Origin of the sequence: Streptomyces sp. B93, assembly GCF_018070565.1 — a bacterium.
Taxonomy (GTDB): Bacteria; Actinomycetota; Actinomycetes; order Streptomycetales; family Streptomycetaceae; genus Streptomyces.
Genome location: NZ_JAGPXL010000036.1, coordinates 1 through 25,149, shown reverse-complemented (window position 1 = coordinate 25,149; position 25,149 = coordinate 1). Strand labels below are relative to the sequence as shown.

Annotated in this window: 21 protein-coding genes; 10 read left to right on the top strand and 11 right to left on the bottom strand. The window is 72.2% G+C overall.

The features are described from left to right. Positions 1–5: 5 nt before the first annotated feature. Positions 6–956, bottom strand: coding sequence for a LysR family transcriptional regulator (locus KBY47_RS27300; RefSeq protein WP_210925460.1), 951 nt, complete (start codon positions 954–956; stop codon positions 6–8). A 174-nt stretch (positions 957–1,130) separates the two neighbouring features. Here KBY47_RS27300 and KBY47_RS27295 point away from each other — a divergent pair, with 174 nt between their 5' ends. The 8 genes from KBY47_RS27295 to KBY47_RS27260 all read left to right on the top strand — a co-directional run bounded on the left by KBY47_RS27295 (position 1,131) and on the right by KBY47_RS27260 (position 8,791). Next, positions 1,131–1,733 (top strand): (2Fe-2S)-binding protein, encoded by a 603-nt coding sequence (locus tag KBY47_RS27295; protein ID WP_210925458.1) that lies wholly within the window; start codon positions 1,131–1,133, stop codon positions 1,731–1,733. After that, positions 1,730–2,716 carry a xanthine dehydrogenase family protein subunit M gene (locus tag KBY47_RS27290; protein ID WP_210925456.1) on the top strand — a complete coding sequence of 329 codons (987 nt, stop codon included), beginning with the start codon at positions 1,730–1,732 and terminating at the stop codon, positions 2,714–2,716. Before KBY47_RS27295 ends, KBY47_RS27290 begins: the two co-directional genes overlap by 4 nt. Further along, positions 2,713–4,893: a xanthine dehydrogenase family protein molybdopterin-binding subunit gene (locus KBY47_RS27285; RefSeq protein ID WP_210925454.1), complete on the top strand. Its 2,181-nt coding sequence runs from the start codon at positions 2,713–2,715 to the stop codon at positions 4,891–4,893. Before KBY47_RS27290 ends, KBY47_RS27285 begins: the two co-directional genes overlap by 4 nt. Beyond that, positions 4,890–6,002: an XdhC family protein gene (locus KBY47_RS27280; protein ID WP_210925452.1), complete on the top strand. Its 1,113-nt coding sequence runs from the start codon at positions 4,890–4,892 to the stop codon at positions 6,000–6,002. Before KBY47_RS27285 ends, KBY47_RS27280 begins: the two co-directional genes overlap by 4 nt. A gap of 130 nt (positions 6,003–6,132) precedes the next feature. After that, positions 6,133–7,083, top strand: coding sequence for a glycoside hydrolase family 3 protein (locus KBY47_RS27275; protein ID WP_210925449.1), 951 nt, complete (start codon positions 6,133–6,135; stop codon positions 7,081–7,083). Between the two features lie 196 nt (positions 7,084–7,279). Further along, positions 7,280–7,624 carry a hypothetical protein gene (locus KBY47_RS27270; protein WP_210925447.1) on the top strand — a complete coding sequence of 115 codons (345 nt, stop codon included), beginning with the start codon at positions 7,280–7,282 and terminating at the stop codon, positions 7,622–7,624. A 148-nt stretch (positions 7,625–7,772) separates the two neighbouring features. After that, a complete protein-coding gene (locus KBY47_RS27265; RefSeq protein WP_210925445.1) occupies positions 7,773–8,465 on the top strand; it encodes a sigma-70 family RNA polymerase sigma factor in 693 nt (230 codons plus the stop codon). Next, positions 8,462–8,791, top strand: coding sequence for a hypothetical protein (locus tag KBY47_RS27260; RefSeq protein WP_210925444.1), 330 nt, complete (start codon positions 8,462–8,464; stop codon positions 8,789–8,791). Before KBY47_RS27265 ends, KBY47_RS27260 begins: the two co-directional genes overlap by 4 nt. Before the next feature lie 33 nt (positions 8,792–8,824). Here the strand turns inward: KBY47_RS27260 and KBY47_RS27255 are convergent, their stop codons facing one another. The 10 genes from KBY47_RS27255 to KBY47_RS27210 all read right to left on the bottom strand — a co-directional run bounded on the left by KBY47_RS27255 (position 8,825) and on the right by KBY47_RS27210 (position 21,590). After that, complete coding sequence (locus KBY47_RS27255) at positions 8,825–10,414, bottom strand: cation acetate symporter (RefSeq protein ID WP_210925442.1); 1,590 nt, start codon at positions 10,412–10,414, stop codon at positions 8,825–8,827. Continuing rightward, the gene (locus KBY47_RS27250; RefSeq protein WP_210925440.1) at positions 10,411–10,746 is read right to left on the bottom strand and encodes a hypothetical protein; all 336 of its coding nucleotides are present in this window, start codon (positions 10,744–10,746) and stop codon (positions 10,411–10,413) included. The genes KBY47_RS27255 and KBY47_RS27250 overlap by 4 nt, the downstream gene beginning before the upstream one ends. A 158-nt stretch (positions 10,747–10,904) precedes the next feature. Beyond that, positions 10,905–12,362 (bottom strand): hypothetical protein, encoded by a 1,458-nt coding sequence (locus KBY47_RS27245; protein ID WP_210925434.1) that lies wholly within the window; start codon positions 12,360–12,362, stop codon positions 10,905–10,907. A 97-nt stretch (positions 12,363–12,459) separates the two neighbouring features. Then, positions 12,460–12,789 (bottom strand): DUF4387 domain-containing protein, encoded by a 330-nt coding sequence (locus KBY47_RS27240; RefSeq protein ID WP_210925432.1) that lies wholly within the window; start codon positions 12,787–12,789, stop codon positions 12,460–12,462. Further along, entirely contained in the window at positions 12,782–14,167 is a 1,386-nt protein-coding gene (locus KBY47_RS27235; protein ID WP_210925430.1) for an acyclic terpene utilization AtuA family protein, read from the bottom strand. The genes KBY47_RS27240 and KBY47_RS27235 overlap by 8 nt, the downstream gene beginning before the upstream one ends. Before the next feature lie 40 nt (positions 14,168–14,207). Continuing rightward, positions 14,208–15,194: a phosphoglycerate dehydrogenase gene (locus tag KBY47_RS27230; RefSeq protein WP_210925427.1), complete on the bottom strand. Its 987-nt coding sequence runs from the start codon at positions 15,192–15,194 to the stop codon at positions 14,208–14,210. A gap of 63 nt (positions 15,195–15,257) precedes the next feature. Further along, a complete protein-coding gene (locus tag KBY47_RS27225; RefSeq protein ID WP_210925425.1) occupies positions 15,258–16,532 on the bottom strand; it encodes an MFS transporter in 1,275 nt (424 codons plus the stop codon). 155 nt (positions 16,533–16,687) lie between these two features. Beyond that, entirely contained in the window at positions 16,688–18,757 is a 2,070-nt protein-coding gene (locus tag KBY47_RS27220; protein WP_210925423.1) for a hydantoinase/oxoprolinase family protein, read from the bottom strand. Beyond that, positions 18,754–20,433, bottom strand: a complete 1,680-nt coding sequence (locus KBY47_RS27215) for a hydantoinase B/oxoprolinase family protein (protein WP_210925421.1) — start codon at positions 20,431–20,433, stop codon at positions 18,754–18,756. Before KBY47_RS27215 ends, KBY47_RS27220 begins: the two co-directional genes overlap by 4 nt. Next, positions 20,430–21,590 (bottom strand): tartrate dehydrogenase, encoded by a 1,161-nt coding sequence (locus KBY47_RS27210; RefSeq protein WP_210925419.1) that lies wholly within the window; start codon positions 21,588–21,590, stop codon positions 20,430–20,432. The genes KBY47_RS27215 and KBY47_RS27210 overlap by 4 nt, the downstream gene beginning before the upstream one ends. Positions 21,591–21,789: 199 nt before the next feature. On the opposite strand from KBY47_RS27210, the gene KBY47_RS27205 reads away from it, so the two are divergent. Both KBY47_RS27205 and KBY47_RS27200 read left to right on the top strand, forming a co-directional pair. Continuing rightward, positions 21,790–22,704 carry a LysR family transcriptional regulator gene (locus KBY47_RS27205; RefSeq protein WP_308405305.1) on the top strand — a complete coding sequence of 305 codons (915 nt, stop codon included), beginning with the start codon at positions 21,790–21,792 and terminating at the stop codon, positions 22,702–22,704. Positions 22,705–22,815: 111 nt separating this feature from the next. After that, entirely contained in the window at positions 22,816–25,062 is a 2,247-nt protein-coding gene (locus KBY47_RS27200; RefSeq protein ID WP_247695312.1) for an MMPL family transporter, read from the top strand. Positions 25,063–25,149 lie beyond the last annotated feature (87 nt).

The window sequence follows — 25,149 nt, the reverse complement described above, 5'->3', positions numbered from 1 at the left end:
GTGCTTCAGCGATCGACTGACGCCGGGGCGTCACCGCCCTCAGGTGACTCCTGCCCGGTGACCCATGCCGCGGTCTCCCGCATCACCTGCCGCACCCACCGGTGCGCCGGGTCGCCGTCGACCCGGGGATGCCAGGCGATGCCGTAGGGGAAGGGCGGGAGTTCCTCCGGGGCGGCGGCCACGCGGTAGGCGGGGTCGTCGGTGTACGGGAGGACGGCGCGGCGCGGCATGGTGGCGATCAGTGCGGTGCCCGGCAGCGCGGCGGCCGCCGCGGAGAAGTAGGGCACGCGCAGGCCCGTGCGGCGGCGCAGTCCGTACTCGTCGAGCCGGCGCTCGACCATGGCCTGGCCGGCGCCCAGGAGGTCGACGACGACGTGCGGGTACGCCAGGTAGTCGGCCATGGCCAGTCGGTCCCCGGTGAGGGGGTGGTCGCCGGGCAGCAGGCACACGAACTCCTCCTCCCACAAGGTCTCCCAGTGCAGTCCGCCCGGTGCCACGACACCGGAGATCATCATGTCCGCGCGGCCCTGCTCGATGTCGGCGAAGGACTGGTCCCCCAGGGGCGCCACGGTCAGTGAGACACCCGGAGCCTCGTGGAAGAAGCGCGGGAAGAGGACCGGGCCGAACAGCGAGGTGGCGAAGTCGGTGCAGAGGATGCGGAAGTGGCCGCTCGCCGTCGCGGGGTCGAAGGCGTCTCCGCGCAGCAGCGCCTCCAGGCGCGGGAGGAGCTCGGCAAGCTCCGACTGGATCTGCTGGCCGCGTGGGGTCGGTTCGTAGCCGCGCCGTGTGCGCACCAGGAGTTCGTCGCCGAACGTCTCCCTGAGCCGGTGCAGGACGCGGCTCATCGCCGACTGGCTGAGGTGGAAACGGTCGGCGGCCCGGGTCACGTGTCTCTCCTCGAGCAGTACCGCGAGTGCCTGGAGCAGGTTCAGATCCGCGTTCCGCAGACGTGACATGGCCGCCAGCGTAAGCAGTGCCATGCAGGCTGCGCATAAAGATCCCCGCTTCCGGGCCGGATCATGTGCCGGGCGCATGCTCCGTATTCACTCTTTGCGTTGGACGACCGCGTTCCCGCCGGGTCACGCTCGGTCGTATCTCGCCGATCCGGGATGGCAAGGAGTCACTCATCCATGTCCCAACACAGCAGGCGCAGCGTACTGAAGTCAGGAGGGGTCGCAGCCGCCGCGGTCGTGGTTCCCCTCTCCGGAACCGAAGCGGCCACGGCGCTGCCGGAGGCGCCGCAAGCGGCCCGGCCCAGAACGGCCGGGGATCTCACACTCACGGTCAACGGCACCGAACACCGGCTGCCCGGGGTCGAGGCCCGGGTCACGCTGCTCGACGCCCTGCGCGAGCACGCCGGGCTCACCGGCACCAAGAAGGGCTGCGACCGGGGCGAGTGCGGGGCCTGCACGGTGCTCGTCGACGGTCGGCGCACCAAGTCGTGCCTGACCCTGGCCATGATGGAGGAAGGCCACTCCGTCACCACCATCGAAGGACTCGCCCGGGGGGACCGACTCCACCCGGTGCAGGAGGCGTTCGTCCGGCGGGACGCCTTCCAGTGCGGCATCTGCACACCGGGTCAGATCATGTCCGCGGTGGCGTGCATCGAGGAGGGCCACGCCGGGTCCGAGGACGAGATCCGGGAGTGGATGAGCGGCAATCTGTGCCGGTGCAGCTGCTACCCGAACATCGTCGACGCGGTGGCCGACGCGGCGAAGGCGGGGCGGCGATGAGGGACTTCGCGTACGCACGTGCCCAGCGGCCCGCCGAGGCCGTACAGCTCGTCGCCGGCAGCGCCGACGCCACGTTCGTCGCCGGAGGCACGGACCTGCTGAACCTGATGAAGGACGGCGCGGAGGACCACGGCCTGGTCGTCGACATCAACCGTCTGCCGCTGCGCGGCATCGAGGAGTCGGCGGGCGTGCTGCGCATCGGCGCCCTGGCCAGGATGGCGGACGTGGCCCTGCATCCGGTGGTCCGCAAGCGGCTGCCGGTGCTGTCCCAGGCCCTGCTCGCCGGAGCCTCCCCGCAGGTCCGCAACATGGCCTCGATCGGGGGCAACCTGCTCCAGCGCACCCGCTGCTGGTACTTCCGCGGCGAGGACTTCCCCTGCAACAAGCGCGAGCCGGGCAGCGGTTGTGCCGCGCTGGAGGGACGTAACCGCTGGCACGCGATCCTCGGCGGCAGCGACCACTGCATCGCCGTTCACCCGTCCGACCTCGCGGTCGCCCTGCGCGCCCTGGACGCCACGGTGCGCACGCTCGGCCCGGACGGCGCGCGGACCATCGCCATGGCCGACTTCTACCGTGCGCCCGAGGACACCCCGCACCTCGAGAACGCGCTCCGGCACGGCGAGTTGATCACCGCGGTCGAGGTGCCGTTGCCGGTTCCGGGTACCCGCCAGCGCTATCTGAAGGTGCGCGACCGGGCCACCTTCGAGTTCGCGGTCGTGTCCGTCGCCGCCGTACTGCGGACGCGGGGCCGGACCGTCGAGGAGGCCCGGCTCGCCTTCGGCGGTGTCGCCACCCGCCCCTGGCGCTCCGCCGAGGCCGAAGCCGCCCTGCGGGGCGAGGCACTGACCGAGCGGAACATCGCGGCGGCCGGACGCCTCCTGGTCCGGGACGCCCGGCCGCGAGAGGACAACGAGTTCAAGGTCGAGCTGGTGCAGCGCGCGCTCCAGGACGTGCTCGGCCGTTTCACCGGAGGTTCCCGATGAGTACCGACGTCGTCGGCCGCCCGCTGTCCCGCGTCGAGTCCCGGCTGAAGGTGACGGGCGGAGCCGAGTACACCGCGGACGTGGGACTGCCCCGGCTGGCCCACGCGGTCATGGCGATGAGCACCGTCTCCCGCGGCCGGATCACCCGGATCGACACCCGGGCCGCCGAAGCGGTACGCGGTGTGATCGCCGTCTACACCCACGAGACCATGCCGCGGCTGGCGCAGCCCACTCTCCGGGTGTTCCTCAAGTCGTTCGTTCCCCTCCAGACCCCCGAGATCCACCACGCGGGCCAGCCCGTCGCCTTCGTGGTCGCGCGGACCCTGGAACAGGCACAGCGGGCGGCGGAACTGGTCGAGGTCGACTACGAGGAGTCGGGTACGCCCGAGGGCGAACTGGCCACGGGCGAGGTGATCCGTCCGCCGACCGGACCGGACGGCCCCAACACCTTCACGCGCGGCGACGCGGCGGCCGGGCTGGACCAGGCGGACGTCCGGATCAGGGCCGAGTTCACCATTCCCATGCACCACCACAACCCGATCGAGCCCCATGCGACCACCGCCGTGTGGGAGGGCCCGAAGGTGACGGTGTACGAGACGACCCAGGGGGTGGACAACACCCGGCAGGTCGTCAGCCAGGCGCTGGGTGTTCCGCTCGCCGACGTCCGGATCATCTCCCGCTTCCTGGGCGGCGGCTTCGGCAGCAAGGGCCCCGTCTGGCCGCACACGGTACTGACCTGCGCCGCCGCCCGTGCCCTGGGCCGCCCGGTCAAGCTCGTGCTGTCCCGCGCGCACATGTACACCTCCAACGGCCACCGCGCCCAGACGCACCAGACGATCGAGCTGGGCGCCCGTCGCGACGGCCGTGTCACCGGCCTGCACCATGTCATCACCCAGCAGGTCACCCGTAACGACGTGGCACTGTTCAACAGCAGCGAACCGATCCGCATGCTGTACGACATCCCCCACCTGTCCAACGAACAGCGCGCCGTACGCCTGGACCTGCCGACCCAGAGCTTCACTCGCTCCCCGGAAGCCTGCACCAGCCACGCCCAGGAGGCGGCCCTCGACGAACTGGCCTACGCCCTGCGCATGGACCCGGTGGAGCTGCGCAAGCGCAACTGGAGCGCGCGGAACATGGAGAACGGCGAGGAGTGGGGCAGCAACCACCTGCGTGAGTGCTACGACCGCGCCGCGTCGATGTTCGGCTGGTCGCGGCGCGATCCGCGGCCCCGCTCGATGCGCGACGGCGCCGAACTCGTCGGCTGGGGCATGGCGACCTCCGCGCACACCGCGGGCGGCAGGCCCGGCGCGGGCGCCCGGATGACACTCGGTACCGACGGCAAGGTGCGCATCCAGGTCGGCACCCAGGACAACGGCACCGGTACGTACACGATCATGACGCAGATCGCCGGTGAGGTGCTCGGCGTACCCGTCTCCGACGTGACCTTCGAACTCGGCGACAGCGCCTTCCCGCTCAGCTACGCCTCCGGCGCCTCCACCACCGCACCCGGCGTCGGCAGCGCCGTCACCCGCGTGTGCACGGCCGCCCGCGAGGCCGTCATCGGCATGGCCGTGGCCCAGCCGGGGTCCCCGCTGCGCGGCGTTCCCGCCGAGCGCGTGGACACCGCCAATGGCCTTCTCTTCGACACCGCCGACCCGCGGGCCCGGGTGAGCTACCGCTCGGTGGTCGGCCACGGCGGAAAGCCTCTGACCTTCGAGGTCGAGCCCGTGAACACCCCGCTCGGGTACTCGGTCGGCGCCGTCTTCGTGGAGGTCCGCGTCGACCCGCTGCTCGGCCGGGTGCGGGTGACCCGGGTGGCGGGCTGCTACGACCCGGGCACGGTCCTCAACCGCAAGACGGCCCGCAGCCAGGTCCTGGGCGGGGTGATCTGGGGCATCGGCTTCACCCTCTTCGAGCACACCCTCGTCGACCCCGCCACGGCGAGAATCCTCAACCCGAACCTCTCCGGCTACCTGGTGCCGGTCAACGCCGACGTCCCCGACATCCAGGTGCAGTTCATCGACGAACCCGACCCGGCCAGCGACGCGCTGGGCGCCCGCGGCTTCGGCGAGACCCCCATGACCGGGGTCACCGCCGCCATCGCCAACGCCGTCTTCCACGCCACCGGCATGCGCGTGCGCGATCTGCCCCTCACCCAGGACAAGCTGCTGTGACCGCCGACGACGATGTCTGGGACGCCCTGTTCGAGGCGTGGTCGTCCGGCGAGACCTGCGGCCTGGCGACCGTGGTGCGCACCTTCGGCTCCGCGCCGCGCCCGGCGGGATCGTCGATGGTGCTCACGCCCCAGGGCCGCGTGGTGGGCTCCGTGTCCGGCGGCTGCGTCGAGGGCGATGTGCTGGAGCGGGCCCGTGAGGCCGTCCTGCGCGGAACCCGCCAGCAGGCGTCCTACGGCATCAGCGACGACGACGCCTTCGCGGCCGGCCTCACCTGTGGCGGCACCCTCGAGGTCTTCGTCGAGCCCGTCGACGCGCGCGCCTTCCCCGAGCTTGCCGAGGTGAGGGAGTCGGTACGGGCCGGCGTCGCCACGGCGGTCCTCACCGTGCTGGAGCATCCGCGTCCGGAGGCCGTCGGCACGCATGCGGTCCTGCGTGCCGACGGCCACTCCGGCGGCCCGCACCCGCGGCACACCCCACCGGATCTCCTGGCCGACGCACGGGACCTGCTGCGCCGCGGTGACAGCGCGCTGCTGAGCTACGACGCCGAGGGCGTCCGCGTCTTCGTGCGCTCCCTGACACCGCCGCCGCGGATGCTGCTGTTCGGCGCCGGTGACTTCGCCTCGGCCCTCACCTCGGTCGGCCGGACGCTGGGCTACCGGGTGACCGTGTGCGACGCCCGTGCGGTCTTCACCACGGCCGAACGCTTCCCGGACGCCGACGAGGTCGTCGTGGCCCGGCCCGACGAGTACCTGGCGGAAGAGGCCGCGGCCGGGCGGGTGGACGCCCGCTCGGTGGTCGTCTCCTTCAGCCACGACCCGAAGTTCGACATCCCCCTGCTGGAGACCGCGCTGGGCCTGGACGTCGAGTACGTGGGCGCACTGGGTTCACGCCGCACGCATCGACGCCGTACCGAGGCCCTGCGCCAGGCCGGTGTCACCCCGCTCGCCCTGGCGCGGCTGTCCTCCCCCGTGGGGCTCGACCTCGGCGGACACTCCGTCGCGGAGACGGCCGTCTCCATCGCCGCCGAGATCATCGCCACCCGGCACGGCGGCGGCGGAGCCCGCCTGTCCGACCGCGACGGCCCCGTCCACGACCGGCACCGCTGATGTTGACGGCCCGGGCAAGGTGTGCGACCGTCCATGGTTATTCGTATCACCAAAGGTGGAGGAAGGTGCCATGGACCAGCACGCACGGGATGCCCATGCGGTGCTCCTGCCGGTTTCGGGTGAGTTGACCGTGAGCCCGTGGCTCCGCACGCTCCTGGAGCGGGGGACCGTCGCCGTGTTGCCCGGCGAGAGCCGTGAGGAGTACGTGGCGCGCGGTATGAGCCCGCAGCGTCGGGCCACGGAGACGGCCGCGGACTTCGGCCGGTTCGTCAGCGAGGTCCAGGGTCTGGCCGGGGCGCCCGTGCTGGTGGCGGTCGACCAGGAGCCGTGGGGGATCCAGCGGCTGCACGGACTCGTCCCCCCGTACCCCGAGACCGGGCTGCTGGCCCGGCTCTCCGACGACGAGATCCGTGCCGCCTCCAAGGCGGTGGCTGCAGCGGCGGCGGGTGTCGGGGTGAACATGTTCCTCGCGCCCGTCCTCGACGTCCTGCGCGGGCCCAACCCCTGGCTGGAGGGCCGTACGCTCGCGCTGGCGCCCGAGGAGGTGGGCAGGATCGCCGCCGCCGTCGTCCTCGGTGTGCAGGACGGGGGCGTCGTGGCCGTCGGCAAGCACTTCCCCGGCTTCCCGCGGCTCGACCTCGATCCCGCCCTGGAGGACACCGTGCTGGCGGGCGAGGAGAGCGGCGCGGACGACCTCGTCCCCTTCCGGCGGGCCGTCGACGCCGGGGTGGGAGCCATCATGCTCGGCCCCGCGGTGGTCGAGGAGCTGGACCCCCACGAGCCCGCGTCGACGTCGAAGGCCGTGGTGGAGCTGCTGCGCGGACCGCTCGGGTTCAGCGGTCTGATCGTCAGCGACGACCTCGACGCACCGAGCACCACACACGGCCGCAGCCTCCTCGGCACCGTCTTCGCGAGCATCGAGGCGGGGACGGAACTGCTGCTTCTGCCGGGCGGCGACGAGGTCGTCGCCCTGGCCGACGCGATCGCCGAGAGGTCCAGGGCCGATCAGGGGTTCGCGCGGGCCGTCGCGCTCGCCGCGCGGCATGTGCGCGCGGTCGCCGAAAGGGTCACTCAGGGGTGACGTCGGCTCCCTGACCGTGGGGTGACCCAGATCACTTGCGTACCCTCGTATCCGGCCCGGGCGACCCGCAACCCCGGGGGCCTTGGGACGTCTGTCGGGGTGGAGGCGCCTCCAGCAGCAGGCCCGCGCATGGCAAGCCATCCATGACGACGCGGCCCTTCCCCGTAAGCAGAAACCGACGATTCGAGGACCGAACATGTCAGTACGTCACGCCGCCGTCCGCGGCTCCCGCCCGGGCCGGGTCCGCGCCGCGCTGGGCGTCACGGTCGTGGGCGCCGCGCTGGCCCTCGGCGGCGCCTTCACGGCGCACGCCGACTCCGCCGGGGCGGACGCTCCCGCCGACGCCCAGGAGACGCGCGAGGCCGCTCCCGTGACGTCCACCTCCACCGGGAAGCACGCCAAGCCGTACGTGTCCGGGTCGGAGACGGACGTCCCCAGGGACGCCAAGCCCGCACAGCCGCACGTGCCCTCCTCCGAGACCGACGTCCCGGACGACGCCAAGCCCGCGCAGCCGGTGCAGCCCACGTCCCCGGACAAGTGAGGCGCTTCGGCGTTCCGGCCCGCTGAACGGCCGCGCGCCGTTCGGTGACCCCATGTAACACGCACGCTGCCCGGCCCGGCCCGGCAGCACGGTCGGTCCGTCCGGAGTCCCCGGGCGGGCCGACCGGCACGGCGAGTCCAGGAGACCTGTGAGAACAGCGACGATCCCCACGGCCGCACCGTCGCTCCCCTGGTGGCGAAGCGCATACGGCCCGGTGCGCCCGTGGTTCCGCGGCGCGCTGGATCTGGTGCGCCGGACGCGCGACGGCGGGGCTCCGCGCCCACTGACGGGGCAGAAGGGTGAGGGGAGAGGGCTGTTCAAGGCCCTCTCCCCCGGCAGGGCACCGACCGGGGACGAGTACGGCCTCAGCGAGCTGTACCACCACCGGCGGCTCTCGCTGGTGCGGCTGGCGCTGCTGCTGGTGGACGACCTCCCCACCGCGGAGGACGTGGTGCAGGACGCCTTCGCCGCGCTCCTGCGCCGCCACGGCCGGCGCCTCGGGGAGCTGGACGACCCCGAGGCGTACCTGCGGACCAGTGTGGTCAACGCGGCCCGCTCCGTGCTGCGCCGACGCCGTACGGCGCGCGCCTACGTCCCCGAACGTGAACGGCACGTCCCCTCAGCCGACCACAGGGTGCTCCTGGCCGAGACCCATCAGGAAGTGATCGACGCGCTGCGCCGTCTCACCCGGCGTCAGCGTGAGGTCCTGGTCCTGCGCTACTGGTCGGAACTCACCGAGGCGCAGATCGCCGACACCCTCGGAATCTCCCGGGGGACGGTCAAATCGACCGCCAGCCGGGCCCTGGACGCTCTCGGCAGACGACTGGAGGCACCGCAGTGACCGACCACCGTCACGGGGAGACCGAGCGACGACTTCGTGAGGCCCTCGCCGCCCGGGCCGACACCCTGACCCCGGAACACCTGCGGCCCGCCGCCGTGCCCGCCCCTTCCCGGCGGTTGCTCCCCCGCCGGACGGCCGTCGCACTGCTGGGGCTCGCCGCGGTGGCCGGCTGCGCGCTGTTCGTCCTGACGAACAGCGCGTCGGACAGCCCGGTGCGCCCGGCTGACAGCCCCTCACCTTCCGTGAGCCGACCCGCTTTCCCGGCGCCGGCCTCGCCCGAGGGAGAGCCCGACCCGGCCTCCCCGGTCACCACGACCGGGCCCTGACCGGCGGCGTCGGGCCGTGGGACCTCGATGCGGTCAGTACGTGCTGCCGGTGAGGATGCTGCGCTCGGTCCGCTCGTAGTCGAGCGGGCGCTGCCCTCCACCGAAGCGGCTGGTCAGCCAGCCGATCAGGAAGCCCGCCGGTACGGTGACGATCGCGATGTTCTCCAGGGGCGACAGGGAGAAGTCCAGCCGGGGGAGGAGTGACTCCGGGGTGCCGGAGACCGTGGGGCTCCACAGCTGCGCCACGAGGCAGCACACCGCTCCCCCGTAGAGGGTCCACAGCAGCCCGCGGTGAGTGAGGCCCCGCCAGAACAGGGCGTAGAGCAGGGCGGGCAGGATCGTCGAGGCCGCGACCGCCGCGGCGAACGAGGCGAAGAAGATGACGCTCCAGTTGTGCAGGAGCACGGCGAGCAGCACGCACAGCAGGCCTACGGCAGCCAGGATCCAGCGGGTCATCCGGACCTCCGCCTCCTGGCCCGTCCGCCCGCGCCGCATCGTCGTGACGTAGACGTCATGGGACAGGGACGCCCCGGCGGCGAGCGTCAGCGCGGCGACCGATCCCAGGGCGGTGACGAACATCGCGCAGGCGAAGGCCGTGAACAACAGGCCCTCCTGCCCGGACACGGCGTCGAAGAGCTGGAAGATAGCCGAGTACCCCTGGCCGCTCTCCCCCGCGATGGCCGCACCGCCGACGAGGGCGGCCGCCCCCAGTCCGAGCACGGCCATGACGGCCGAGAAGCCACCGAAGAGCAGGACCGCGTGCCGGACCGAACGGCGGGCGGACGGGCCGGTGCGCGAGGCGCTGACCCGCATGAGGAGCGGCGGGAGAACACCGAAGCCGAGGGCGAGGGTCAGGCATGCCGAGAGCCGTTCCAGCGCGCCGAGGCCGGAACCACCGTAGAGCTGGCCGGGTTCGAAGTACCGCTCGGCCTGGCCGCTGCCGGTGGCGGCGGCCTGGAGGAGGCCGCCGAGGCTGAAGTCGAAGCGTTCGAGGACGAGGTAGGCGGTGGCGGCGAACGTGCCGAGGACCAGGAGGACCTTGACCACCTCGATGACGCTGGTGGCCCGCAGACCGCCGAGCACCGCGAAGGAGACGATCAGCAGTCCGAGGAAGGCCGTGCAGACCTGCGCGGCGCCGGGTTTGGTCAGTCCCAGGAGGTACGCCGTGGCGTCACCCGCGACGACGAGCTGGACGACGATGAGCGGCACACACACCAGCAGGGTGACGACGGTGGCGGCACAGCGTACGTGGGGACTGTCGACGCGGCCGGCCAGGATGCCGCCGAGCGTGAACGCGCCGGTGTTGCGCACCGGTTCCGCGACCACCAGGAGCACCGCGAGGGCGGCGACGGTGCTCGCGGTGAAGACCATCCCGTCGTGGCCGCTGAGGGCGACCGTGCCGACGGGTATGAGGAGCGCGATCACGGAGATGGAGTCCCCGCACATGGCCAGCCCGTTGCGCAGGGCGGACAGGGAGCGGTTGGCGCTGAGGAAGCTGGAGACCGTGTCGTCGCCGGAGCCGACGACGAGGCAGAGGAAGAACGTCAGGACGATCACGAGCAGGAACGCCGTCAGGGAGGTGACGAGGTCGCCGCCGTCGACACGGGCCAGGTGCTGGGTCATCTCTGCTCCTGGGCGCCGCTGTCGGCGTCGGCCTGCTGGTCGCAGCGGGTGGCGAAGGCCCGGTCGTACCAGGCCGCGCTGCCGATCAGGACGACTCCGTAGAGCGCGAGGAGCAGCGCGCCGAGGGTGACCCGGCCGAGGACGGGGGTGGCCAGGGCCTCTTCGAAGGTGAGGTTGAGTCCGGCCATGGCCACCACGGTCGCGGCGTTGACCGTGACGAACCGGCCGCGGATCTGGCGTGCCGTCACCCGCAGTCGCTGGGGAACCGCGGGCGGGTGAAGGGTCGTTGCGTCGGCTCCACGCGGGGTGAAGGCGTCGTCGGGGAAGGACATGTGCGGCTCCGGGATGCAAGGTGGGGAGGGGAACGTCGTCCCGGGGTCGCCGGTGTCGGGTGTTTCGGGGCCAGGGCACCGCGGGGTGTTGCGGGCCTGGGCGGTTGCGGCCTTGCGCTGTGGTCGGCCTCAACACGTGTGCGGAACGGGAGGGTGGGTCAGGGGGCGATGCCCACGCCGTCGATGCGGCTCCACGCCCGCTCCTGGGCGGCGGACATGGCGGGCCAGTGCAGTCCGCCGGGCCGGGGGCGGACCCGGGTGGCGAACGGCGCGGGCTGGAAGGCGGGATCGTAGTGGCAGCCGCCGCCGTGGGCGGCGTCGAACGCGCCGCACGTCCGCGCGATCGACTGCGGGGTGGGCTTGCGGCCGGTGCGCGCCCAGGTGTCCAGCGCCGCGAGGGAGTTGGCGTACTCGGCATCGCTGAGCGTGCTGTGCTCGCTCTCCCTCGTGAACGTCTGGACGAGGTTCTCGCTCCGGCCCGCGCCCCGCACGCTGGCGCGGTAGGCGGCCTCGTGCTCGACGAAGACCTGGGGGTCGCCGATCGCGTGCAGGGTGAGGACGGGCAGGGAGATGCGGCCGGTGAGGTCACTGTCGTAGGAGAGGTCACGGCGTGCGGTGGGGTCGGCCGAGAAGCGTGCCACGCCCGCGTTGAGTGCCTTGTCGTCGTGCGAGCCGTCGTACCGGACTCCGCGGTTGCCGAACGGGTGACGGCCGCCGAGCCGGTGGGAGACGATGTCGCGGACGAGGAAGGCCGCGTACTGCATGTTCGTGGCCAGGGCGCGTTCCGGTATCCGGGTGACGGCCACGATGTCGTCGAGGTTGCGCTGCTGGAGCGATGTCCGCTCGGCGGGCTCGGAGTCGATACCGGTGCATTCCTGGAGGCGCGCGTGCACCTCGCCGGGCATCATCCTGGAGTCGGCGGGCAGTCCTTGCCACAGCGGGTACTGCGGCTCGGTGGGGCGGGGCAGGTTGCGGCAGTAGAACTGGTAGACCATGCGCAGGTCCACGCGTGTGTCGTAGCCGCGCGAGCCTCCGGCCAGGAAGCCGTTCGTCAGCAGGACCCCATCGTAGGCGCCGCGCTTCCTGCCGTGGGTCTCGGTGACCTTGGCGGCGACGTTTCCGCCCCACGACTGGCCGTGGAGGTAGGTCCGTTCGGGGCGGCCGAAGCGGTCGGCGAACAGCCGGCGCACGTTCTCGGTGTCGGCGGCGGCCATCCGGACGCCGTATCCGCCGCGCCGGTACGAGGATGCGGCCCAGGCGTATCCCTCGTCGACCATGACGGCCCAGCGTTCCAGGTCCTCGGTGGGGGTGGAGGCGTCGTAGGAGAAGTCGGGGCCGCCGTGGGCGTGGACGACGAGGGAGCCGTTCCACCGCCTCGGGACGGCCATCGTGTAGTAGGCGCCGTTGGCGTCCTGGCCCGAATAGCACCTGGCCTTCTCCGCCAGGTGGCCCGGGCAGGTGGTGGCCGTCGGGAGTCCGGTGTCGGCCGGGGCGGCGGGGGCGGTGCCGAGGGCGCCCAGGAGCATGGCCGCGAGCAGGGCCGTCAGCGTTGCCGAACGACGGCGTCCGCGGACCGGGGGGCGCGGGCGGGAGGCGGGCACGGCGGATGTGCTCAAGTGACTGCTCCTTCGATGTGCTTGCGCGGGACGAGCGGGTGACGGGCCTGGGTGCCGGTGTCACGGCCGGGGCCGTCCGTGACACCGGCGGCGGGGGTCAGGTGGCGGGTACGGGCAGCACCGCCAGCGGCACGTGGTGCTGCCCGGAGTGGACGTCACGGTCGCGCAGCGTCGCCTGGCCGACGGGGCGCGGGAAGGAGATCTTGACGACGTTCAGCGACGGGATGCGGAACATCTGCACGTCGGCCGCGTCGACCTGGTAGAGGTCCGCGATGGTGTGCTCGTTGAGGAAGGTCTCGTCGGCGGCGACGCGGTAGCCGTCGACGTCCCGCATGAACAGCTCCATGGTGACCCAGAACGGCCCGGCGTTCTTGGAGCGGACCTCGTGGGCCAGGTCACCCAGGGTGGTGGGGGCGGTGTCAGCCACGGTGGGTGGCCTCCTCGAACTCGGTGCGGAACATCTCGGTGGGGGTGCGGGTGTCGACGACGTGGTTGAGCACGAACTCGTAGGCGGCGCCGCGCTCGACCTCGGCCGGTGAGGTGGCGAACGCCAGGCTCGGCAGGTAGTTCATGTCGGGTGTCGGCAGGTGCAGCATCAGCGGGTTGGCGATCTTCGCCACGGCGGTGGCGGTGGCCTGGTCCGGCGCGTTGACCAGCAGCATGACGCCGACCTCGCGGGGCGCGCCGTCCGCCGGGTCGAGGTGGCCGAGGATCGCGTTGTGGCCGTAGAGGCGCAGGTCGAAGGCGTACTTGTCCTCGCTCAGGCCGATCGTCTGCGCCACCCGCTGACTGATCATCGTGCGCATGAGTGCGGCCCAGTCGTCGATGTGCTTGACGATGTGCGGGTCCCGGATCGCGCTGAAGGACATGGTCTCGTAGCCGGTGATCCGGGCGCCCTCGAGCTTGATGGTGTGCTGGTCGGCGACATGGAACCGGGAGCCCTCGACCCGTACCGTGCGGTCGTCCAGGGCGGTGTAGACGGCCTCGTGGACGTCCAGGGTGCCGTCCGGCTCGCGCATCTCGAACGGGTTCACCGTCTCGTAGAGCATGTGGGCGGCCACCAGGATCGGGGTGCAGGCGGCGTCCGGGTCGAGCGGCTCGATGGTGAAGCCGTCGGTGTCGACGGTGGCCAGCACTCCCCCGGAGCGCGGGTTGCTGGTGCACTGCCCGCCGCACTCGATGATCTTGGCGGCGTGCCAGGTGGGCCCGGCCGGCATGCCCTTCATGAGGGGGTAGGCGGCGGCGATGGCGGTGTCGGTGGCGCGCCCGGCGAGCACGACCTGGGCGCCTTCCTCGAGCGCGGCGACGATCGGCTCGTGTCCCATCGCGCCGACGACATGGGTGCAGCCACGCAGTGTCGACGGCTGGAGTTCGCCGAGCGGCGGCAGGGCGTGGATGCGGCCCTCCTCCAGGCGCTCCAGGAGCGTGTCGGTGTCCTGCTCGCTGTAGATGCGCGCCACCTTCAGGCTGAGCCCTTCGTCGGCCAGGATGTCGGCGACGATGGACGCAACCCAGTCGACGCCGGAGTCGGTGCCGCTGGTGCCGCAGGAGCCCACGATCAGCGGGATACCGGCGCCGGCGGCGGCCTTGAGCAGGATCCGCAGGTCACGGGCGACCGCCGCGCGGGTGGTCTTGGGCTGCGAGGCGCCGAGGTAGTAGGGGCCGGAGTCGGTGCTGCCCCCGTCGACGGAGATGACGTCGGCGCCGAGTGCCAGGCCGCGCTCGATGGTGGCTTCGGGGAATCCGGCTCCGAGCATGCCGGTCGGTGCCAGGACCTTGACCTGGTCGGCCCGTTCGTTGTCCATGTTCCTCTTCCTTGTTGGTACCGGGGTGTACGGGTGGGTGTCAGCCGTCGCCCCGGGCGGTGGGGTCGGGGGTCAGCAGGTGGGCGTTGACGGCGAACCGGGGGCGGCCCTCGAGGGCGGCCACCACCTCGGCCGCCCCCGCGAGGCCGGTGGCGGCCCGGGCCTCGGCGGTCTGTCCGGCCAGGTGGGAGTAGACGACGATGCCCTCGGCGTCCCGCAGCGGGCTGTCGGCGGCGAGCGGTTCCTCGCTCACCACGTCGAGGGCCGCCCCGGCGATCTTGCCGCCGCGTACGGCGTCGGCGAGGGCGCGTTCGTCGACGATGGCCCCGCGTGCCGTGTTGACCAGGACCGCCGTGGGTTTCATCCGCCGGAAGGCGGAGGCGTCGAGGAGGCCGCGGGTCCGCTCGGTCAGCCCGGTGTGCACCGACACGTAGTCGGAGGTCTCCAGGAGCACCGGAAGCTCGACGAACCGCACGGACGGGTCAGTCCGCAGGTCCTCGGGCACGCTCGTCGCGCACAGCACCCGCATTCCGAACGCCTGCGCCAGCGGCACCACGGTCCGCGCCGCCGCCCCGTACCCGATCAGGCCCAGGGTCGAGCCGCGCAGTTCGTGGCCGTCCTCCCTCGGCCAGCCCCCGGCCGCGACGCCCGTCGCGCTCTGCACCAGCCGCCGTGCCGCCGCCAGCAGCAGGCCCATGGTGTACTCGGCCACGGCGTTGGCGTTGATCCCGGGCAGGTTGCTCACCGTGATGCCGAGCTTGCCCGCGGCGGCGATGTCGACCGAGTCGTAGCCCACCCCGGTCCGTACGACGGCCCGCAGCCGGGGCGCCCGGGACAGGACGTCGGCGGTCAGGGGCTCGTTGGCGACGAGCGCCGCGTCCATGCCGTCGAGCGCGGCCACGAGCTGCTCGGGGTCGCGTCGGCCGACCATCGGTGAGTGCTGCGTGGTGTGGCCGTGCGCCCGGAGATACTGATCGACCTTGTCGCCGGGCCGCAGGTAGTCCGTGGTGATCAGGATGCGTGGCACGTGTTCCTCGTCTCTGACGGCGCCCGTGCCGGGCTCGCGCCGGGCCACGGGACGGTGCTGGCGTTACTTGGTGAGGGTCGGGGTGGTTCGCCGCTGGAGCGTGCTGATCCGGACGACGACGACGATCGAGAGCGAGGCGACGATGGCGATGTCGACGAGCATCAGCGACCAGCCGTTGATGTCGACCATGCCGCCCACCAGCGCCGGGCCCAGGAAGCCACCACCGGCCCAGCCGACGGTGTACATGCCCGCGTAGGTCCCGAAGACCCGCGCCGAGGGGGCGAGGTTCCACAGCACGACCACCGCGTTGACCAGGAAGCAGGTCGCCCCGGCGGCGGCGAGACACAGGGCGATGACGGCGCCCGTCGGCGTCTGGATCACCGTGCCCAGCACCATGGCACCGGCGAAGACCGACATGCCCGCGGCCATGACGCGGAGCCGCCCGTAGCGCTCGGCGAGCACGGCTGCCGGGTAGGCCGCCAGGATGAAGGCGATCCCGCTGGGCAGGGTCAGACCGCCCGCGGCGCCCCGTGACATGTCGAGGGCTTCCATCCCGTACGGCGTGATCAGCGACCGGGACGCGGCCCAGGCGCTGCCGAAGACGAGGATCGCCACGAGGAGCAGGAGCCGGCTGCGGTCGGAGTCCTTGACGATCTCGACGAAGGTGTCCCGGACGCGTGGCGCGGGGTGGTCGGTGCCGGGTGTCTCATGGGTCTCGGCGACGGCGGCCCGGTAGGCCGGTGACCGGCTGTCGCGGACGGTGGCCGCGAGCACCGCGACCGAGATCAGCATGATGATCGCGGGGATCGCGAAGGCGAGGCTCAGGTGGTTGTCGACCAGGAAGATGCTGATGAGCGCGGCGACGATGGCCGTGATGCTCGACGCGATCTTGACCACGGCGTTGGCCCGGCTGCGCCGCTCGGGCGCGATGAAGTCCGGGACGAGCGCTTCGGCGATCGGTTTGAAGGTGTTGGCGACGAGCGCGTAGGCGAACATCACCGCGATCAGGAGCGGCAGTGACGCCGCGGTGTGCGGGATGACGATGAACAGCGTGGCGGCGATCGGCATCCCCACGACCAGGTAGGGCATCCGCCGTCCCCAGGAGGTCCGGGTGCGGTCGGAGCGGTTGCCGATCCACGGCTGGATGAAGATGCCCAGCAGGTTGTCCATGCCCATCAGCAGGCCCACGACGGCCGCACTGGTGAGGTGTTCCCGCAGCAGCGGGGGGACTTGGGCCTCGTAGAAGTTCCAGGTCGACTCTTGTGCGAAGACCGCGAGAGCGACCAGGAACGTGATGCGCCGGGTACGTGTGCGCTGCCCTACCGACGTCGTCGTCATCAGGGTCGTCCCTTCGCGCCGCCACCATACTGGGCAGCTACTGGATAGGTTATCGGTGTGGGCGTGGGGGGTCGGGGACCGTCGCGCGCGGCACGGCTCGGACCGCTCGCGCGAGGTCGGGTGGGTGGTGGTGCGGCTCCGGGGTGCTCACCGGTTCACCGGTCGAGTTCGGCCACCAGGGTCAGGTCGTCGGTGACCCGGATCCGGCAGTCCGGGCCGAAGGAGCAGGACGACTCGCGTTCCTCGAAGATCGCCGGGCCTGCCAGCTCGGTTCCCGGGGTGAGGGCGTAGCGGTTCCAGACCGTCGCCTCCAGCAGTCCGTGTCCGGGGAAGTGGACCGGCCGGACACCGCGGCCGGCGTCGCCTCCCTGCGGGTGGCCGCCCACCGTCGACGTCCCGTCACCGGGCAGCCGCATCGACAGCCGCCAGTTCACGACCTCCGCGGCGCCGTCGAGACAGCGGCCGAACACCGCGCCGTACGTCGACTCGAAGGCGGCCCGGATACGGCCGACACCGGCCGGGCCGAGGTCCCGCTCGGGCACGTCGACCTCGATCTCGAAGCCCTGGCCGAGGTAGCGCATGTCCACCGAGCGGCGGACATGCGCCAGCGCCGGGTCCCGCGGCTGGAGCGTCTCGGTGGCGCGGGCCGTCATGTCGTCGTACAGGGCGGCGACCTGGTCCCAGTCGACGCCGGTGAGCGGCGACGGCAGGCTGCGCACCTCGTCGACCGTGGGGGCGGCGGCGAGGAGTCCGCAGGCGGACATGACCCCGGCGCGCATCGGCACGATCACCCGTGGGATCTTCAGCGCCTTCGCCAGGCCGTAGGCGTGGGCGGGCCCGGCGCCACCGAACGCGAGCAGCGCGAAGTCGGCGGGGTCCTTGCCCTGTTCGGACAGGTGCATACGGGCGGCGGCGGCCATGCTCTCGGTGACCACCTCGACGATCCCGGCGGCGGCGTCGGTGGTGTCGAGGCCCAGGGGGCCCGCCACCTCCCGTGTCAGCGCCTTGTGGGCCTCGCGGGTCCGCAGGCGCATCTCACCGCCGAGGAAGTTCTCCGCGTCGAGGTAGCCGAGCAGGAGGTCGGCGTCGGTGACGGTGGGCCGCTCGCCGCCGCGGCCGTAGGCGACGGGGCCGGGCACGGAACCGGCGCTGCGCGGTCCCACCTTGAGCAGGCCGAGCGCGTCGGGGGCCGCGATCGAACCGCCTCCGGAACCGATCTCGATCATGTCGACGACCGTCAGTCGCACCGGCAGCCCCGAGCCCGGCTTGAACTTGTCGACGCGTCCCGCCTCGAAGTCGTGCTTGAGCCGGGGCCTGCCCTCCTGGACGACGGCGATCTTCGCCGTGGTGCCGCCCATGTCGAAGGAGACGACGTCGTGCTCCCCCAGTGCCCGGGCGACGGTGGCCGCCGCGATGGCACCGGCCGCGGGGCCCGACTCGAGCAGCCGTACGGGGAACCGCTTGGCGTCCTCCAGGGTCGTGACACCGCCGCCGGAGAGCATGATGCGCAGGGGCGCGTCGATGCCCATGGTGGTCAGGTCGTCCCGCAGGTCGTCGAGGTAGCGCGACATCAGGGGCTGGACGTAGGCGTTCAGGCAGGCGGTGCTGGCCCGCTCGTACTCGCCGATGACGGGGGCGACGGCGCTGGAGAGGGTGACCGGGAGGTCCGGGTGGGAGCGGGCGACCAGGTCCCGCACGCGGCGCTCGTGGGCGGCGTTGCGGTAGGAGTGCAGCAGGGCGACCGCGAGTGCCTCGATGCCCTGGTCCACGAGTTCGTCGACGGCCGTGCGGACGGCCCTCTCGTCGAGGGGGTGGAGTTCGCGGCCGTCCGCGGTGATCCGGCCGGGGACGCCGCGGCGCAGCTGGCGCGGCACGAGCGGCTGGGCCGGGCGGGCGAGCAGGTCGGTGGTGTCGAAGCGGATCTCCCGGCCCATTTCGAGGGAGTCGCTGAACCCGCTGGTGGTGAGCAGGCCGACGGCGGCTCCGGTGCGCTCCAGCAGGGTGTTCGTCACCAGTGTGGTGCCGTGCACGATGCCCGCGACGTCGCCGGGGGCGGTGGACGTCTCCTCCAGCAGGCGGGCGATGCCCGCGGTGATGGCCTCGTTGGGGGCGTGGGGGGTGGTGGGCAGCTTCCCGGGCCAGGTCAGTCCCCGGCGCGGGTCGTGCAGCAGCAGGTCGGTGAAGGTTCCGCCGACGTCGACGCCGATCCGGACCGTGCGGGTCATCGGGCCGCCTCCTTCGGTGTGCTCGCGCCGGTCGTCCGGGCGGTGGGCGGGTCGTGCCGGTGCGCCGGAGCGGTGTAGCCCGCCAGCTCGTCGGCGATCAGGAGTTCGGGCTCGCGTTCCTCGGCCGGGCCGAACCCGCCGCCCCCGGCGAAGGAGATGACCACCGAGGAGCCGGGGGCCAGCTGCGAGACCGACTTCAGGGGGACGCGCTTGCCGGAGTCCAGGACGACCTGTGCGGTGGCGCCGGGGTCACCGCCCGCGAGGCCGAGCGCCGGGTGCCGTTCACGGTCCCCGAGCAGGACCATGTGCACCGGTCGGCTGGTCGGGTTGCGCACCTCGATGTCCTGGCCCAGGCCGCCGCGGCGTCGGCCCCGGCCGCCCGATCCGGGCCGCAGCTCCTTGCGCAGGAAGTGCAGCGGGGACGCGGCTTCGAGGGCCTCGATGCTGCCGCCGCCCGAGTTGGTGGGGAAGGCGGTCGTGGAGAGCCCGTCCTCGTCCTTGGAGGCGCCCATGCCCGCGTTGGCGAAGAGCATCAGGCTGAAGGGGCGGCCGTCGTCGTCGACCCCGGCGAAGCGGACCCGCAGGGCGGGGGCGCCCCCGCTGTCGGCGATGACACGGTCGGGCAGCACCGGTGCCAGCGCCTGGTAGATGGCGCAGGACAGGAGGTGCCCGGTGAGGTGCCGGGCCAGGACGGGCGCGGGGAACGCCGGGTTAACGATGGTGCCCTCGGGCGCGGTGACCCGGATGGACCGGTACGAGCCCCAGTTGGTCCGCGTGGACGGGTCCAGCAGGATCTTCAGGGGGTACATGGAGTAGGCGCGGGTGTAGTTCAGCGTCGAGTTGGTCGCGAAGGGCACCTGGGCGGAGCTGCCGGTGTAGTCGATCTCGACCTCGGCACCGCGGACGGTCACCGCGCACTCGATGTGGGTGGGGTGCCCCTCGACGCCGTCCGCGTCCAGGCTGGCGCGGTAGACGCCGTCGGGCAGGTCGCCGATACCGGTGCGCATCGCGGTGTCGGTCACCGCGTGGACCTGGGCCGCGAAGTCCTCGAAGTCCTCCTCCCCGAAGTCGGTGAGGAACTCCCGGGCGCGTCGGCGGCACACGGCGTGCGCCGCGGCCTGCGCCTCCAGGTCGCCCCACACCTGGTCCGCCAGCCGTACGTTCGTCAGCAGGAGGTCCTTGACGCCCTGCTCGACCCGACCGGCCCGGAACAGGCGCAGCGGGGGGATCAGGATGCCCTCGGAGATCAGCTCGGTCGCGCTCATCGACGGTGTGCCGCCGATGTCCGGGGAGTGCGCCACGGTGCCGGTGAACGCGACGAGCCGCCCCTGGTGGAAGACCGGGCTGATCATGGCGATGTCGGGCAGGTGGCCGGTGGCGATCCACGGGTCGTTGGTGATGACGCTGTCGCCGTCCTGCCACTCGTCCGGCGGGAACCGCCGCAGGACCAGCTCGGTCAGCGAACTCATCAGGGCGGCGAAGGCCGGTATCCCGGCCCGTGACTCGGCCATGGTGCGGCCCGCGCGGTCCATCAGGACGACGGTGTAGTCGTTCGACTCCCGGATGATCGTGGAAAAGGCCGTGCGCAGCATGGTGGCGGCCGCCTCGTCGGTGGCGGCGGCGAGCCGGTCCCAGCGCACCTCGAGGCCGATCGGATCGGAGACGGGTCGGGTCATGACGTCGCGATCTCCTCTCCGGACGCATGGCGCTCTCCGGATGTATGGCGCTCTCCGGACGCATGGCGCGCCGCTCCCCCGCCGCCCGCGATCCGGGCCGCGATCGCCCCGCCCAGTTCCCGTGTGCTGCCGGTGCCGCCGAGGTCGGGGGTCACCGCGTCGGGCTGCTCGTCGAGCACGTCCTCGATCGCGGTCACCACCCGTGCGGCGGCCTCGTGCTCACCGAGGTGGTCGAGCATCATCGCGCCGCTCCAGATCTGGCCGACCGGGTTGGCGATGCCACGGCCCGCGATGTCCGGGGCCGATCCGTGCACGGGTTCGAACAGGCTGGGGTGGGTGCGGTCGGGGTTGATGTTGGCGCTGGGGGCGATGCCGATCGTGCCGGTGCAGGCGGGGCCGAGGTCGGAGAGGATGTCGCCGAAGAGGTTGCTGGCGACGACGACGTCGTACCGGTCGGGCTGGAGGACGAACTTCGCGGTCAGGATGTCGATGTGGTCCTTGTCCGCGGTCACACCGGGGTAGCGGGCGGCCATCTCGGTGGCGCGTTCGTCCCAGTAGGGCATCGAGATCGAGATCCCGTTGCTCTTGGTCGCCCAGGTCAGGTGCTTGCGGGGGCGGCTGTCGGCGAGTTCGAAGGCGTAACGCAGGACGCGGTCGACGCCGGTGCGGGTCATGACCGTCTCCTGCATCACCGTCTCGCGTTCGGTGCCCTCGAAGATCCGGCCGCCGATGCTGGAGTACTCGCCCTCGGTGTTCTCGCGGACGACGTAGAAGTCGATGTCGCCGGGCCGGTGGTCCCGCAACGGGCTGCGGACGCCGCGCAGCAGCCGGACGGGGCGCAGGTTGACGTACTGGTCGAACCCCCGGCGCAGTTGCAGCAGGCTGCCCCAGAGCGACACGTGGTCCGGGACCACCTCGGGCCAGCCGACGGCGCCGAAGAAGATCGCGTCGAAGCCGCCCAGGACGTCCCGCCAGTCCTCGGGCAGCATCGTGCCGTGCTTCAGCCAGTAGTCGGCGCTGGCGAAGTCGAACTCGGTGACGTCGAGTTCGAAGCCGTGGGCGTCGGCGGCGGCCCGCAGACACCTCAGGCCCTCCGGAACGACCTCGCGGCCGATCCCGTCGCCCGGGATCGCTGCGATGCGATAGGTCTGCGGCACGAATTCACTCCAGTCCACGTGATCGAGGCGCACGTCCGGTGATCGGCACTCTCAAGAGGAGGCATTCCGGCCACGGCGCGATGGGTCCTACCTTGGCCAGCGGTGACACCCGTTACAAGGCCGTAACTGGCAAGGTACGTTTTCCCCCATGGAAAGCCTTCGCCGTTCCGGTCGCTCCGCGTCCAAGGGCCGTTCACTCGTGGACGACCTGCAGTTCTTCCATGTGGTGGCGTCGAGTGAGACCCTGACGGCCGCCTCACGGGAACTCGGCTGCTCACTGCCCGTCGTCAGCAAGCGCCTCAGCGCGCTGGAGCGCCGCCTCGACGTCCGGCTCGTTCAGCGCGGTGCCCGCCGGCTCGTGCTGACGTCGGAGGGCGAGCTGTACGCGGCCCGGGTGGAGGCGATCCTCGACCAGGTGCGCGAGCTGGAGGACACGATCACCGACCGGGCCGCGGGGCTGCGCGGTTCCCTGGTCGTCGAGGCCACGCTCGGTCTCGGCCGCGCGCACATCGCCCCGCTCCTGGGCGAGTTCGCGGCGGCCCACCCGGGGCTGCACGTGCGGATGCAGACCTCCGCGCTCCCGCTGCGGCCCCACCGGCGTGAGTTCGACGTCGCCGTCCACGTGGGCATGCCGCCCGACTCGTCGCTGCGCATGCGGCGGCTCGCCGAGAACCGGCGGGTGCCCTGCGCGGCACCGTCGTACCTCGCCGAGTACGGCACCCCGGCGAGCATCGAGGACCTGGTCGACCACAACTGCATCGTGCTGCGGGAGAACGAGGGCGACTTCGCGCTGTGGCGCTTCGGGGACGCGGACCGGCCCCGCCATGTGCGGGTCCACGGGGGCCTCTCCAGCAACGACGGTGACGTGGTGACCGGTTGGGCACTGGAGGGCCGGGGCATCATCATGCGCTCGGAGTGGCACGTCGGACCGCATCTGGACCGCGGTGAACTCGTCCGTGTGCTGCCTAAGGTGCCGACACCGCCCGCCGACATCTACGCCCTGCTGGAGGAGGACGGGCACGTCCCGCGCCGGGTCAGCGCGCTCATCGAGTACCTCGCCGAGCGGCTCCCGCTACGGCTGCGGCGGGCGCAGGAGCAGTCCCCGGCTACCTGACGGCGCCGGGGCGGGAACCGTCAAGAAACCCTCAGGTTCGCCGGGGGGCCGCCGTCAAGTCCGCTCAGCAGGATGTGGCGGGTCGGCTTCCTAGCAGTGAGGGAATCATTGATGGCTACGCTCTTGTACCGGCTGGGCGAGTGGGGTGCTCGCCGGTGGCGAAGGATGTTGATCGGCTGGCTCCTCGCCCTCGGTGTGGTGACCGGCCTGGGAGTCTCCTTCGCCGGGTCCTTCACGGACAGCGGTTCCATTCCCGGCTCCCCGGCCCAGACGGCCCTGACCAGGATGGAACGGCACTTCCCCGAGCCGGACGTCCAGTCGGCGCAGATCGTGTTCCGGGCGCCGCCCGGCCGCGAGGTGACCGAGGCCGCTCTGCGCGGGCCGCTGGAGAGCAGTCTGGAGGCCATGGGCCGGGTCCCGGGGGTGAGCGAGGTCAGCGACCCGTCCGAGAGCGGCACCGTCTCCGCGGACGGACGGACCGCGGTGGCGCGGGTCACCTTCTCCACCAAGGAGGAGGACGACGTGCCCGCCGCCACCCTGGACGGCGTGAAGTCCGCGGGCGCCGCGGCCGAGCAGGCGGGCCTGAGGACCGTCTACGGCGGTGAACCGTACGAGTCCTCGCACCCGCCCGTCGGGCCGAGTGAGCTGATCGGGCTGGGCGTCGCCCTGGTCATCCTGGTGATCACCTTCGGGTCGATGCTCGCGGCGGGTCTGCCGCTGATCACCGCGGTACTCGGGATCGTCGGCACGATGGCCGCGATGGCCGGTCTGGCCACCGTCTTCGGCATCTCCGACAACGCCCCGACCCTGGCGATCATGCTGGGCCTCGCCGTCGGTATCGACTACGCCCTGTTCATCGTCTCCCGGCACCGCGCCCAGCTCGGCGCGGGCATGCCGGTCCGGCAGTCCATCGCCACGGCCACCGCCACCGCGGGCAGCGCCGTCATCTTCGCCGGGGCCACGGTCCTCATCGCCCTGGCCGGTCTGTCCGTCGCCGGTGTGCCGATGCTGACGTCGATGGGCCTGGCGTCCGCCGGAGCGGTCGCGGTGGCCGTCGTCACGGCGGTGACCCTGCTGCCCGCGCTGATGGCCATGGCCGGACACCGGCTCGCCCCCAAGGCACGCCGGTCCACTCCCCGGCGCCGCCGGTTCCTGCCCTCCCTCGGCCGTCGGCGCGCGGCACACGGCGGCCGGGCACCCGGCATGGGCGTGCGCTGGACGCAGGGCGTGCTGCGCCACCCCGTGCGCAACCTGATCCTCGGCACCGCCGCCCTCATCGCCCTGGCCGTCCCCGGCATGGAGCTGAAGCTCGCCCTCACCGACGAGGGTTCCGCCGCCACCAGCAGTTCCAGCCGCCAGGCCTACGACCTGATCAGCGACGCCTTCGGCCCCGGCGCCAACGGCCCCCTCGTCGTACTCGTCGAGAACGACGACCCGGCCACCGTGACCTCCACGGCCGTCGCCGTCGAGGACGAACTGCGCGGAGTGCCGGGCATCGCGGACGTCAGCGGCGCCGACCTGGCCGAGGACGAGACGGCGGCACGCATCCAGATCATCCCCGACACCGGGCCGCGCTCCGAGGAGACCAGCGACCTCGTCTCCCGGCTGCGGACCCTGATGCAGCCCGTGGCCCAGTCCACCGGCAGCTACGTCGCCGTCACCGGCATGACCGCCGTCAGCATCGACGTCTCCGACAAGCTGAGCGGCGCGCTCGTGCCCTTCGTGATCGTCGTCGTCGGCCTCTCCCTGCTCCTGCTGATGATCGCGTTCCGTTCGATCGCCATCCCCGTCAAGGCCACCATCGGGTTCCTGCTGTCCGTGGGCGCCGCCTTCGGAGCCACCGTCGCGGTGTTCCAGTGGGGATGGCTGGCGGACCTGCTGGGCGTGCCCAGCCAGGGGTCGGTGGCCAGCTTCGTGCCCATCATCGTGATGTCCGTGCTCTTCGGACTGGCCATGGACTACGAGGTGTTCCTGGTCTCCGCGATGCGGGAGGACTACAACCGCCACGGCCACGCCCACAACGCCATCCTGGGCGGAGCCCGGCACGCCTCCCGCGTGGTCACCTCCGCCGCGCTCATCATGATCTCGGTGTTCGTCAGCTTCCTGTTCTCCCGTGACGCCGACATCATGCCGATCGCCTTCGCCCTGGCCTTCGGGGTCCTCGTCGACGCCTTCCTGGTGCGCATGACCCTCGTGCCCGCGGTACTGGCACTGCTCGGCGACCGGGCCTGGTGGCTGCCACGACGCCTGGACCGGATGCTGCCCCACCTCGACGTCGAGGGCGAGAACTTCCACGCCCCCGAGACGGCGGCCCCGCACGCCGCCCCCGTCAAGGAGTCCGCTGCGGCGGGCCTGTGACGCGATGACCAGCAGAGCCGATGCCGGAACGCCCCCCGAGCCCACCGCGGCGACGGCGGACATCGAACGGCCGCCACCAGGAGGGCA

Excerpts from the sequence above, each read along its gene's own strand:
- KBY47_RS27250 (WP_210925440.1), bottom strand. The coding sequence starts at position 10,746 with ATGTCCTTCCCCGACGACGCCTTCACCCCGCGTGGAGCCGACGCAACG.
- KBY47_RS27200 (WP_247695312.1), top strand. The coding sequence starts at position 22,816 with ATGGCTACGCTCTTGTACCGGCTGGGCGAGTGGGGTGCTCGCCGGTGG.
- KBY47_RS27225 (WP_210925425.1), bottom strand. The coding sequence starts at position 16,532 with ATGACGACGACGTCGGTAGGGCAGCGCACACGTACCCGGCGCATCACG.
- KBY47_RS27270 (WP_210925447.1), top strand. The coding sequence starts at position 7,280 with ATGTCAGTACGTCACGCCGCCGTCCGCGGCTCCCGCCCGGGCCGGGTC.
- KBY47_RS27235 (WP_210925430.1), bottom strand. The coding sequence starts at position 14,167 with ATGGACAACGAACGGGCCGACCAGGTCAAGGTCCTGGCACCGACCGGC.
- KBY47_RS27295 (WP_210925458.1), top strand. The coding sequence starts at position 1,131 with ATGTCCCAACACAGCAGGCGCAGCGTACTGAAGTCAGGAGGGGTCGCA.
- KBY47_RS27290 (WP_210925456.1), top strand. The coding sequence starts at position 1,730 with ATGAGGGACTTCGCGTACGCACGTGCCCAGCGGCCCGCCGAGGCCGTA.
- KBY47_RS27215 (WP_210925421.1), bottom strand. The coding sequence starts at position 20,433 with ATGACCCGACCCGTCTCCGATCCGATCGGCCTCGAGGTGCGCTGGGAC.
- KBY47_RS27285 (WP_210925454.1), top strand. The coding sequence starts at position 2,713 with ATGAGTACCGACGTCGTCGGCCGCCCGCTGTCCCGCGTCGAGTCCCGG.
- KBY47_RS27255 (WP_210925442.1), bottom strand. The coding sequence starts at position 10,414 with ATGACCCAGCACCTGGCCCGTGTCGACGGCGGCGACCTCGTCACCTCC.
- KBY47_RS27300 (WP_210925460.1), bottom strand. The coding sequence starts at position 956 with ATGTCACGTCTGCGGAACGCGGATCTGAACCTGCTCCAGGCACTCGCG.
- KBY47_RS27220 (WP_210925423.1), bottom strand. The coding sequence starts at position 18,757 with ATGACCCGCACGGTCCGGATCGGCGTCGACGTCGGCGGAACCTTCACC.